The organism is Glaciecola siphonariae, assembly GCF_042652645.1.
GTDB lineage: Bacteria > Pseudomonadota > Gammaproteobacteria > Enterobacterales > Alteromonadaceae > Glaciecola > Glaciecola siphonariae.
Window position 1 is genome coordinate 174,023 of sequence record NZ_JBHSGU010000029.1, and the last position, 12,057, is coordinate 186,079.

Here is a 12,057-nt window from a genome sequence, read left to right on the forward strand (position 1 = left end):
TATGTTTTAGCCTTTATCATGTAGAAACCTCTAGGTCGCGCGAGCCTTGCTCACAGAACCGTTTTCTGACTAAGCGAAGCATCTTCAGCTTGCGTTTTTTGCGTCATTAAACTCACCACAATGCCACCCAAAGCAGCAGCGACGAGCGCGGGTAAAATAGAGTTACCGAGTTGTTCGATTAATGGGGTGTAGGCACTCACTCCTAGCGCTGTAAACATACCCGCGAGCAAGCTAGCAATTGCGCCTTGCCATGTGTACGCTGGCCATAAACGACCCAATAGGCCGCAAACGCATAGACCCGACATCAGCACGGCTATCATTTGGGTAATATAGCTGATGATGTTATCCGAGAGCATAGCCAACAATGTGGCGATTGATATTGTAATCACTAGCGCAAAACGCGACAACAACAGGGATTTATTTTTTGCTGGCGTTTTCCTAAATATAACGGTGTAAATATCGGTGAATAAAATGCTCACACCGGCGATAGCGTCTGAGCTGGCGCTAGACAGCGTAGCCGAAATACCAGCAATAATGATAAGCACACCTAAGGCAAGCGGCAGCACGTTGAGTGCCAGATGAGGAAAGGCAAATGCTGAGTTATCTAATTCACTATTTATGGCATAAGCGCTCATGCCAATAATCGCCGGTACAATAGAAAAACCTAAGTACAACAGACCAGAACTCACAAATGATTTTCGAATAGTAGCAACATTTTTGCCCGAGTAAATGCGTTGACGAAACGACGGCGTCGCCAATACCCCTACCAATATTGCTACAGCAAGCGAAATAGCGGGCACGATACCTAAAGTATTACTACCGTCCATTGCCTTGTGCTTTGCGTCTTGCGATGCAAGCATACTCTCCCATCCACCTACATACTGCACAGAAAAGTACGCCATCAAAATAAAACCAGTAAAGAGAATGAGCGCCTGCATCGAGTCGGTCCATACCACCGCTGTGTAGCCACCAATCACTACATATACCGCAAAGCTCAGGGCAATAATGAGTTTACTGGTTTGCATATCGATGCCCGTTAACCAAGACAAATACAAACTTCCGCCTATTATATGTGCACCTAACCAACCTATGCTTGCAGCATAAATAATAAAGGCGATAAGGTTTTTTACGACCTGATTGTTTTGCACATAAAACGCCAATTCTTCGCTCATGGTGGTAAAGCGAAAGCGCCTCATAGGTGCAAAAATAAAGGCTAATAGCAAGATGCCTAGCGCACCTCCGAGGCCATAGAGCGCTCCCGCCCAGCCATTTTCATAGGCAAAACCAACCGCACCCATCGACGACCCTGTTCCTACCATTGTCGCAACAGTGGTGCCTAAAGACAGCAAAAACGGGACTTTACGGTCTGCCAATAAAAAGTCATCACTATTAGTTTGCTTTCGCGACACCGCCCACGACAAGGCAATCATGGCGAGGGTGTATACAGCAAATGCAAAAATGTAAATATAATTCATACTACACGCTCGCCTATACCTGACATGCCGCTGGCGAACATTTAATCACTCAAGGGACTTTTAAAGCAGGTCACATCCACCTCTACCTTACAATCAATCACCAAATCGGCCACCATGCAAATGCGCGCCGGAGGATGGTCACCAAATACTTGCTGAAACACTTTATTAAACGACTGAAAATACCGTGCGTCGGTCAGTACAACAGACACGTGCACCACATGCTCAAGGCCATAGCCTGCTTCGTCCATGATATTAAGGCAGTTTTCAATGGCGAGTTTAGACTGTTCAACTATGCTACCCTCAACCACCTCACCATCTCGCATCGGTGTTTGACCAGAGACTTTTAACCAGCCGCCTGCCTCTACGGCTCTTGAAAATGGCAGATGCTGCCCCCCTGTTCCTTCGCCGCCCTCTGCGCCATATCGCTTTATTGTCATCGTGTTTTCCTGTTCCAAACTAAGCTAAGCTTTGTGCATTTGTTTGGCGCTTCAAAAATCGCCCAGCGCCTTTTTTAGGTCTTAATACAGCGCCTTCAGCCTGATGTGACTGAAAGCTCAGTTGACCATTTACCCACACTTTTTCTATGCCTGTAGACATTGCCATAGGGTCTGTAAAGTCAGCCATATCGGCAATATTTTGGGCGTCAAACAACACTAAGTCGGCATAATAGCCAACGCGCAAAAACCCTCTTTTATCAATCGAAAACTCGCTTGCAGATAAACCTGTCATTTTATGAACTGCCTGCGCCAAGCCAAACAGCTTTTGGTCTCTGCAGTAGCGACCGAGTACACGAGGAAACGCGCCCCAAAGCCTAGGATGCGGATGCGGATCGCAAGGCAAGCCATCTGAACCCACCATGCTGAATGACAAAGCTAGGAAATGCTTCATGTCGTCTTCCTTCATCCCGTGATACACAGCCCCTGCTGGCTGTAGTTTTTTAGCAGCATCCATCAGCGAGAGCTCCCACTGCTTGGCTATGCTCTGTAAGGTCTGTTTTGCTTTTTCTGGATGAGATTCTGACCACGTAATAAAAATATCAAAGTCTTCGGTAACTTGCGCTAAATCTAAGGTACTCGAGCTAGCATGGTAGGGGTAACAGTCGCAGCTGATTTTTTGCGCTGTTTGGCGCTTTTTAATATGTTGGCTAACTTCTTGGGCGCGCCCCCAGTTGTTTTTACCCGCGCATTTCAAATGCGAAATAACCAGCGGGGTATTCCCGTGCTGAGCTACTGTAAACGCCTCATCTAGAGCGTCAATAATGCCATCAAACTCGGTTCGTAAATGCGTGCTATATACGCCGTTAAATTCCGCTAGGTGACCAACAAGTGCTGCCACTTCTGCCGTAGAAGCGCCCTGAGCATTTTTGTATGCCAACCCAGTGCTTAAGCCAATAGCGCCTTGCGCTAGCGCCCCTCGCAGAATGTCGGTCATTGCCGCGATTTCTTGTTCGGTGGCAGACACACTCATGTCTTTCATGACTTGTGCTCTCAAACTAGTGTGCCCAACCAACGCAGCGGCATTAACGTAAGGTGCTGCTGCCTCAAAATCCACTATATAATCTTGCAAACATGCGTAACAAAACTCCTCCGCCTTGCCCAAAAGATTAATTGGGTCGGGCGGGGAGTTTGATGAGGCATAGGGGCTTGCGCTGATGCCGCAATTACCGATGATAACGCTGGTTACGCCTTGGCTGATTTTGTTTGTCATACTCGGGTTACGCAGCAGCTCTAAATCATCATGGGTATGCACGTCAATAAAGCCCGGTGCTAAGTACAAACCCTTTGCATCAAGCGTATGTGCTGCGGTCATGTCCTGCAAGTCACCCATTGCTACAATCTTATCGTCTTTGACCGCGACAGCTTGGTTAACGGCACTGGCACCACTGCCGTCAAGCACCTTCGCATTGGTAATAATGAGGTCTGCATGCGAATGGGATTGCGACACAGGATGATGCATTTCTTGCACGGCTCAGTCCCCTAGTGGCAATCTGTTTGATGTAGACTGCATACCGCTCTGCTCTCGGTGATAATCGAGCTGAATTTTGATGCGCCTTAGCTTTTCTCGCGATTTACGCTGGTTTATAACAGCAAGCTCGCTAGACAGAATATCGATGGCAGCCAGCATTACGTAGCGAGAAGCACTAGGCTTAAATATATAGTCGCTTTCTTGAGTTTTTATGGGCAGGTGAAAGTCAGCATAATCTGCTAACTCGCCTTGTGGGCAAACCGCCACTATGCAGGCTCCATATTCTTTGGCGATGCGCATGGAGCTAAATACGTCGGCACTGATACCGCTTAACGACAAACATATCACTACGTCGCTTTTATCCACGGTGGCAGCGGTCATTCGCATCATCATAGGGTCAGAGTAAGAGTTACTCGCAATGCCCAGACGGAAGAAACGATTAGTGCATTCCTGTGCCATCATGCTGCTTCCGCCCCCTACACCAAACACCAAGCAATGCTTTGCAGCACAAATAGCTTCACTGGCCCCTTGCACTACCTCAGCCTGTATTAGGCCAGAATTAAGCAACAAGATATCGCTTATCGATTGGTATACATGAGAAATATCATGCTTTTCTACCGTTTCTTCATTGGTAAATCGCTCGCCAATAGCAGCCGACTGCGCAATTTTGAGCTTAAATTCACGCACATTTGCACAGTGCACACTCTTTGCTAGGCGGGTAATAGTCGCGTGACTAACGTCTGCGCTTTTCGCCAATTCATTAATGGTCGCATTGGCAGCAAAATTCAAATCACGCAAAATAAACTGAGCAACCTTTTTCTCAGCGGGGCTGAAGTGCCTTAGTCCCTCTTTTATGCTGTTAACAACATCCATTAACGTTTCCCTAGCGGTGAGTTGTTTATGAGTTCCAAATGCGTCGTTTGTGCAAACACAATGCGTTTAAAAAAATGTTTCAATGGTTTTCCTTACCACAAAGTCTTCGTCAATCAGCGCAATGTAGCGCCATTTGTCCATAGTTAAGCATGGATGCGAGGTTGAAAAACATACCATATCACCCGGCGCCAACGATAAAGTCGTGTCAAAAGATATCATGCAATGCTGATCCATGACCTTGATTACCTCGCAATGCTGGTCTATGCGCGTGGGTCTTAATGCTAAACAGTCGCTTGTTGGACGGTACACCCATTCGGGTTTTGGAAAACCAGCATCAAATGCAAAGTCTCGCTTTCCGGCACCTACAATCGCGAAACCTGATTCTGGAACAGAGTGAACATAAGCCCATACCGTTAAGCTCGATACCAAATCGCCTTTTAAGTCACATGCTATCTGACTGCGCCCTAGCACCTGATTTTGCGCATCCTGATAAATGCCTTTGTCATGAATTAAATAACACCCCGGGCGAATAATCGCGGTAAGGTCAATCCCCTGCAGAGCTGGACTAGACACAATAATGTCACTCACCAAATCGTACCAAGCGGAGCCGGCACCGGTTAATATTGGCTCGGTTAAGCTGAAGTGTTTGCTGTGATAAAGCCTTGCAAATAACGCACAAATACGCTCTACAAAATCACTCACCATCGCCTGTGCATTTTCACTGTGGATCACGCCCTCATAGAAGCTCAGACCACTAAGTTTCAGCCTTGGATATAAGCGAATTGCTTCAAGCAGCGGAGTAATATTATCGGCATCACGCCAGCCGCATCGACCATGCTCAACGCCCACCTCGATTAAAATATTTAAATCAAGGTTACGTTGGGTAAAAAACTCCCCCAATGCATGAATGTTTTGCACCGAATCTACAAAACAGTAAAAATCTAATTCGCCGGTTGCGAGCAGCTCTGCAATAGCGTTCATGTGGTATTTACCCACTAACTGATTGGCCATAATGATTCTTTTGATGCCATGTACAAACGCATTGTGTACTTGGGCAACCGTGGCCAGACTAATACCCCAGCAGCCCTGTTCTAATTGCTGATGAAACAATGTGGGCGCCATTGTTGTTTTGCCGTGAGGCGCAAGCTTTACCTTAGCTTTTTCGCTGAATGCCTGCATCCATCTTGCGTTGCTGTTTAGGTCTTTAATATTGAGCACCGCAATAGGCAGGCTTACTTCTTCTTTTAGCAAATGCCATCCATCGGTGCTGAGCACATCCTTACAGCCCGCCCCCTTCTCAAAAATCTCAAGACTTCGGGCCTCGTAAAAACTGGTGTCTGACTGACTATCTGCCAAAGCAAACCTCTTTGAATCAAATATAGGCAAAATTGCCCATGCTTGTAATAAAATTGTGAAAAAATTAAAAAATAAGTTGAATTACACATGAGCATAATGTTAAAAAGTAACAAGTTCAACAATATAAATTTGTTATTTAGTAACTTATACATTTTGTTTTAGACGGTTAATTATTACTCGCTGGCATAGTCAGATATCAAGTCAACATTACAAAAGCGTGAGCTGCTAATCCTCAATAAACCAAGGCGCGGTCTTTCTTACATCGGTAAAAAGAAATGACATAAGCGTTTATTTTTGTAGAACTAATGACAACGCTGTCAAGCAAAACTAAGTAGTGTTTATACAATTAAAAATGTGCTTCCAGCGTTATAAGCAGCCAAAACTGAGGTGAAACTAGGCACCCGGTTTATGCAACATACTGAGGGATAAATATGTCTATTGCATTTAAGAAAAAACGCCTCGTTATTGCCGTCTCAACAGCAATGTCGTGTGCCTTGTCGCATCCAGTGTTAGCGCAACAAGCCGCTCCTGAGCAGCAAACCGCGGAGGCGTCTACAGAAATCATTGAGGTTCAGGGAATTCGAAATAGTATTCAAGCGGCTCAAGACCTAAAACGCTACGCCGACACCGTTAAAGATGTGATCACCGCCTCAGACATAGGCGCCCTTCCAGATCGCTCAGTAACTGAAGCATTGCAGCGTGTGCCTGGTGTAACCATTGAACGTTTCGCCGCTTCGGATGATCCCAAACACTATGCCGATGAAGGTACAAGCGTATTAGTACGTGGCTTAGACCGAGTTCGCAGTGAAATTAACGGGCGCGAGTCGTTCAGCGCAAACCCATATGGAGGTCTTAGCTACGAAGACTTTCCCGCGGAATTACTCGGCGCCGTTGAAGTGGTAAAAAACCAAACGGCTGACTTAATTTCAGGCGGCATAGCAGGTACCGTCAATCTCATTACCCGCAAGCCTTTTGACTCAGACGAGCAACTCATCGCTGTAAGCGCACAAGCAAATTATGGCGACTACAGAGAAGAGGTCACGCCCTCTTTCAGCGCCTTGTTTTCAGATAATTGGGATACCGATTCTGGTAAGTTCGGTGTGTTGGTCGCTGGCTCTGTGTCTGAGTTTAAAACGCGCGGAGATGGATTCGGTCTTGGGAATTTTCATAGTCGCGGGCCGGTTGACACCTTTTCATACGACCAGTGGGGTACGCCCAGCCCTGGCGTAATCGCTGGTTTTTATTCTAATCCGTGCATACCCGGCGCGGCAGATTGGCGCGCATGTGGCGCAGGTTTTGAAGATACAGTGCAATATTCTGAGGCTGACCAAGCCGCTTATGTACCAGAGTTTGAAGGCGAAGCTTTAGAAGGACAACCTGAGGGTGTTACCTACTTTGCACCGGCTAGCTACACTATGTCGTCAGCAGAAAACGACCGTAAACGAACCGGCTTTACGGCTGCATTGCAGTGGCAAAGTAATGATGAAAAAATCACCGCTAGTCTTGAACACATCAACTCAAAGGCGTCTCTTGAATGGCGTGAATACGTCATTGCCTCTGGCGACCGCGGTTTTTTACCTTACGCTCCTAATGCGATTCAGTGGTTTGACGAAGCAGACGAAGGCAGGCCACTCACGGTTGACGAGGGTGGATATTTGACCTCAGGTGTGGGGCGTTCGAACGAACCTGAATTGCCTTTACAATTTCGGTCTCGCTATAATTTTAATGAAAGCACGGTTGAAGATACTTCTGTTAACGTCAAGTTTAAAGTGACCGACCGCTTAACACTGTTTGCGGATTATCAGCACGTCGATTCAGAACAGATTGTTCATAACAACTCTGTGACCTCGCGTATAAATGGAAACCAAACCGCCGAAAACGCACCGTTCTTTTTAGATTTAAGAGGGTCATCACCATCGCTTGAATTCTTAAATAGCAATACCTCGATGCCGCCCGACGTTGAACCGAATACCAATCCTATTTTGCGCATTTCTAATGGTATGCAGCAAGAAGAGCACAATGAAGCAAGCGCAGATACGTATCAACTAGACTTAGAATACGAACTTGATGGCATGTTTAGTGAAATCAAAGCCGGTCTTTACTATTCTGAAAAAGAACTTACCGTGCGCAACACCGAATATGAGGGCTGGCAAGCGCTCGGCACTCCATGGATGGCGCAAGCCTCGTATAACGCATCTCCTCAGGTAGTGCCAGAGCTATATGATCGTATTAGCTTTGCCGATCACTACAATGGCAATACGCTTATTGGCGCCAACACCAGCTTTTTGTTTCCGCGTATGGATTTAGCTCAAAACTATGTGCAAACACTGCGCGACAGTTGTGGTACGTGGAATGCTCTTGGCAACGCTATGGACGGAAGCGGCGCCTGCGCGCTGCCCTATGAAGACTTATCAGATAGAGTGTTCAGTCATTTTGCTCCGCGCCATATCAGTTCGAGCAACACTGAGCGAACAGAAGCCTATATAAGAGCCGATTTTTCTACCGACGATTACGGTGTCTACATTACCGGTAATATTGGTCTTCGCTATGTAAATTATCAGTTGGAGTCTACGGGTGGGATCAACTTGCCAGCCACCGCAAGACGAGGCACAGACGAGACCGGTTCGCTGTATCAGGTTATGCTAAACCAGTATCCGAGCATTTTTAACCTGGCCTCCGGAGAAACCTTTGCCAGCACTATTGACGGCACCGATTATGATACTGTGCTGCCTAGCCTGAACCTGAACTTTGGCGTGACCGATGACGTGGTCATTAGATTTGGTGCTTCCAAAGGACTTTATTTCCCTAGTCTGATTGATTCAGCCAATAAAATGATTGTGAACTTAGATTACGAAGAAGTCTTGCTCAACCCTGAAGAGGGTAAAGACGAGGCAAGCAATCCAACCGTAGACCTGCGTAATATTGAAATTAGCGCAAACGCTCGAAATGCATTTTTAGAGCCTGAAGAGTCGGTTAATTTAGACTTAACGGCAGAGTGGTATTTTGCAGAAGTCGGCTCACTCACGTTTGGATTATTCCATAAAAAACTATCCAACATTATTCGAAATCAGCCCTTTATGACAGAACTTGAGGTTGACGATACCGTGTATCCGGTTTCAGCTTATGGGCCAGATAACACTGGCTCCGGAACGATTCGCGGCTTTGAGATTGCTTACACTCAATTTTACGATATGTTGCCGGGTATTTGGAGCGGCTTAGGCTTACAGTTCAACTACACCTATATTGACCAGAACGGACTAGAAGACCCCAACACTAACCCCACCCGACAAATTCAATTTAACGGAGCGGGTGTGCCCATTAGTGATAACCGAAATACCTTCCGTCAGTTCACCGGCTTGCCACTTCAGGGCTATTCTGACCAGAACGTGAATATTGTAGGGATGTACGAAAAAGATGATATTTCATTTCGCTTAGCCTACACATGGCGCTCAGAATATTTGCTCACCTTACGCGAATCTGAAGAATTTGTGCCCGCCTATTCCAAGGCCCAAGGCATGATGGACGCAAGCCTGTTTTACAATATCAACGAAAACCTCAAAGTAGGTTTACAAGTTAGTAATGTATTGGCAACCGATACTGAGACACAGTATCAACAGAATCAAGAAGGTACCAAAACAGATGCCTTTACATTTACCACCGACCGTCGTTATGCCCTGACAGTGCGGGCCACTTTCTAATCGTTAAGTTATTTAGAAGTGGTAACATAAACTGCGCAGTAGCAATGCTGCGCAGTTTCTTTGTTTAAGCCCTTGCGAATTTGCACAAGGTTTAGGGCAACGGGTAGTGGTTAATTGAATTGAGTTTTAAGATGCAAAATTCTCTACGGTCGATTTGTATTGTTGGTGGTGGCACCGCCGGATGGATGGCCGCAAGCTTGCTTAGCAGTACCCTTCGCGGCAGCAAGATAAAGCTCACGGTAGTTGAGTCACCCGACATTGCTACCATTGGTGTGGGCGAGTCTACCGTACCGTCAATTATGGATTTTGTACAAGCCAGTCAACTGGACTTAAAATCACTCATCCAAGCCTGTGCAGCCAGTTTTAAGTTGGGTATTCGCTTTAACGAATGGACAAGCAAAGACAGCAGCTACTTTCATCCTTTTGGCAAAATTGGCAAAGATATAAATGGCTTTGATTTTTATCAGGCATGGCTTAAGTCAATTGCCGATGGGCATCAAACTGAATGGCTCGAGCACTCTCCTAGCGCGGTTATGGCGCAAAACGCGCGTTTTATGCTAAGACCTCAAAACCCAAGGAACTGGGTTGAAGGTAGCTTTGCACATGCTTTGCATTTAGACGCGGTGCTGTTTGCTCGATATTTAAGAGACATTTGCATAAAAAGAGGCGTAAGAAGAGTAGAAGCAACCGTCAGCAAAGCCGTCGTCAGTACAAATGCCTTCATTGAGCGCCTCGAATTACATGATTTAAGTACGATTGAAAGTGACTTCTTTATTGATTGTACTGGCTTTAGCGCACTGCTATCTGAGCAAACCTTAAAGGTGGGCTATGAAGACTGGTCGCACTACTTACCTTGCGACAGAGCAGTGACCGTGCAGAGTGAAAGCGCCGAGCAAATACCGCCCTACACAACAGCAACCGCCCTGCCAGCTGGCTGGGCTTGGAATATCCCCCTCCAGCATCGTCAAGGCAATGGATATGTATTTTCAAGTCGTTATTGCACCGATGCGCAAGCCACAGATGCCTTACTTGAGCACATAAAAGTTAAAGCACTCAATACACCGAAAATTATTCCATTTAAAAGCGGCAAGCGAAATAAAATTTGGCATAAAAACTGTCTGGCGCTTGGACTATCAGCGGGATTTTTGGAGCCACTGGAATCGACCGCCATCCATTTGGTTTATAAAACGCTTGTTCATTTCATTAAACACTTCCCAGACAGAGACTTTGACACGCACACCGAGCAAGTTTTTAATCAGAAAATTGATTGTGACTATGAAGAGGTGCGCGATTTTATTATTCTGCATTATTACACTTCAAAACGTCGTGACAGTGAGTTTTGGAAATGGTGCCGCACCATGCCTATACCCGATTCCTTGCGCCGCAAGCTACTGGCCTTTGAAATAGACGGGCGCATAGACGATATGCCTGGGTGTTTTTTCACATCCGACAGTTGGTGTTCGATTTTAGAGGGGATGGGAATAAGGCCAAAAAAATATCATCCTTTGCTAGATGCTTTTAGTCGCCAAGACCTTGCCAATACCTTAAGCCAGAACATACACACAGTGCGCTCATCTGTTGCCAGCATGCCTTTTCATACTGACTTTATCAAAGCGCACTGCGCAACAAAGCTATCATGAGCGCATTTAAATCTATTGCCGAGTACGTCAATTTGCAGCCAAAGCAATTTTTCGAGTATGTTGCAAACGAACAAAGGCCTGTTGTTATTCGTGGTTTTGCTCGTCATTGGCCAATGGTGGCGCATGCTCAAAACTCAGCAGAAGCATTTGTGCGCTATCTCGTCGGGTTTTACCACGGGCGTAAAACCAAAATGGTCGTTGCGCCGCCGGCTGCCAACAAACGGTTTTATTACAATGAGGATATGACCGATGTAAATTATTTAAGTGGCGAGGAGCGCGTTGACCTGTTTTTAGGCAGGCTTTTGGAGCTAGTTGACGCATCTGTTTATCCGGCTATTGCAATGCAAAGCACGCTCATTAACGATATTTTACCCGGATTAACAGACGACAACCCTTGTACGTTTTTCAAAGATACGCCGCCGCGATTATGGGTGGGCAACGAAGGTGTCGTAAACACCCATTTCGATGGGTCGGACAATATGGCGTGTGTCGTTGCCGGTAGAAGACGATTTGTGCTTTTTCCTCCCAGCGAAAGTGCGCACCTTTATCCAGGTCCGCTTAATTTTACACCAGCCGGTGCGCCCACTAGTTTAGTTGACTTAAACGCGCCTGACTTTGAAAAGTACCCCTTATTTAAGCACGCACTCGCAAACGCATACAGCGCAGAACTTGGCCCAGGCGATGCTATATTTATCCCAATGTTATGGTGGCACCATGTTGAATCATTAGACAAAGTAAATGCATTGGTAAATTACTGGTGGAACGGTTCATCTGCGCCCAATGCAAGCCCGCCAAGTGCTATCGACAGTTTAAACATAGCATTACTGGCGATGCGCGACCTAAGCCCTAAACAGCGTGAAGCATGGCGTTATTTATTTGATCATTACCTATTTAAACAAGGCGTTGACCCAGCATCCTATATACCTGAGCATCAACTGCATGTATTGGGTCAAATGTCACCTGAATACATCGCCGCCGTAAAGGCATATTTTGTGCGAAAGTGGCAACAATAAAAAGCGGCAACAATAGGCTGGCCCATTCAGCAAAGAC

8 protein-coding genes are annotated in these 12,057 nt (G+C 46.2%); 3 read left to right on the forward strand and 5 right to left on the reverse strand.

The annotated features are described in order from the left end of the window. Positions 1 to 50: 50 nt before the first annotated feature. From ACFO4O_RS17540 to ACFO4O_RS17560, 5 genes are all read right to left on the reverse strand, one after another. Positions 51 to 1,475, reverse strand: a complete 1,425-nt coding sequence (locus tag ACFO4O_RS17540; protein WP_382410913.1) for a sodium:solute symporter family protein — start codon at positions 1,473 to 1,475, stop codon at positions 51 to 53. Positions 1,476 to 1,516: 41 nt separating this feature from the next. Further along, entirely contained in the window at positions 1,517 to 1,912 is a 396-nt protein-coding gene (locus ACFO4O_RS17545; RefSeq protein WP_382410915.1) for a RidA family protein, read from the reverse strand. Between the two features lie 19 nt (positions 1,913 to 1,931). Then, the gene (locus tag ACFO4O_RS17550) at positions 1,932 to 3,431 is read right to left on the reverse strand and encodes an N-acyl-D-amino-acid deacylase family protein (RefSeq protein WP_382411127.1); all 1,500 of its coding nucleotides are present in this window, start codon (positions 3,429 to 3,431) and stop codon (positions 1,932 to 1,934) included. Between the two features lie 12 nt (positions 3,432 to 3,443). After that, complete coding sequence (locus ACFO4O_RS17555; protein ID WP_382410917.1) at positions 3,444 to 4,313, reverse strand: MurR/RpiR family transcriptional regulator; 870 nt, start codon at positions 4,311 to 4,313, stop codon at positions 3,444 to 3,446. Positions 4,314 to 4,379: 66 nt separating this feature from the next. Then, positions 4,380 to 5,669 carry an alanine racemase gene (locus tag ACFO4O_RS17560; protein WP_382410919.1) on the reverse strand — a complete coding sequence of 430 codons (1,290 nt, stop codon included), beginning with the start codon at positions 5,667 to 5,669 and terminating at the stop codon, positions 4,380 to 4,382. A 431-nt stretch (positions 5,670 to 6,100) separates the two neighbouring features. On the opposite strand from ACFO4O_RS17560, the gene ACFO4O_RS17565 reads away from it, so the two are divergent. The 3 genes from ACFO4O_RS17565 (at position 6,101) to ACFO4O_RS17575 (ending at position 12,020) form a co-directional block, all read left to right on the forward strand. Continuing rightward, positions 6,101 to 9,367 (forward strand): TonB-dependent receptor, encoded by a 3,267-nt coding sequence (locus ACFO4O_RS17565; RefSeq protein WP_382410921.1) that lies wholly within the window; start codon positions 6,101 to 6,103, stop codon positions 9,365 to 9,367. A gap of 131 nt (positions 9,368 to 9,498) precedes the next feature. After that, positions 9,499 to 11,007, forward strand: coding sequence for a tryptophan halogenase family protein (locus ACFO4O_RS17570; RefSeq protein ID WP_382410923.1), 1,509 nt, complete (start codon positions 9,499 to 9,501; stop codon positions 11,005 to 11,007). Next, on the forward strand, positions 11,004 to 12,020 hold the full coding sequence (locus ACFO4O_RS17575) for a cupin-like domain-containing protein (RefSeq protein WP_382410925.1): 1,017 nt from the start codon (positions 11,004 to 11,006) through the stop codon (positions 12,018 to 12,020). The genes ACFO4O_RS17570 and ACFO4O_RS17575 overlap by 4 nt, the downstream gene beginning before the upstream one ends. The last annotated feature ends 37 nt before the right edge of the window (positions 12,021 to 12,057 follow it).

Excerpts from the sequence above, each read along its gene's own strand:
- ACFO4O_RS17540 (WP_382410913.1), bottom strand. The coding sequence starts at position 1,475 with ATGAATTATATTTACATTTTTGCATTTGCTGTATACACCCTCGCCATG.
- ACFO4O_RS17545 (WP_382410915.1), bottom strand. The coding sequence starts at position 1,912 with ATGACAATAAAGCGATATGGCGCAGAGGGCGGCGAAGGAACAGGGGGG.
- ACFO4O_RS17550 (WP_382411127.1), bottom strand. The coding sequence starts at position 3,431 with ATGCATCATCCTGTGTCGCAATCCCATTCGCATGCAGACCTCATTATT.
- ACFO4O_RS17555 (WP_382410917.1), bottom strand. The coding sequence starts at position 4,313 with ATGGATGTTGTTAACAGCATAAAAGAGGGACTAAGGCACTTCAGCCCC.
- ACFO4O_RS17565 (WP_382410921.1), top strand. The coding sequence starts at position 6,101 with ATGTCTATTGCATTTAAGAAAAAACGCCTCGTTATTGCCGTCTCAACA.
- ACFO4O_RS17570 (WP_382410923.1), top strand. The coding sequence starts at position 9,499 with ATGCAAAATTCTCTACGGTCGATTTGTATTGTTGGTGGTGGCACCGCC.
- ACFO4O_RS17575 (WP_382410925.1), top strand. The coding sequence starts at position 11,004 with ATGAGCGCATTTAAATCTATTGCCGAGTACGTCAATTTGCAGCCAAAG.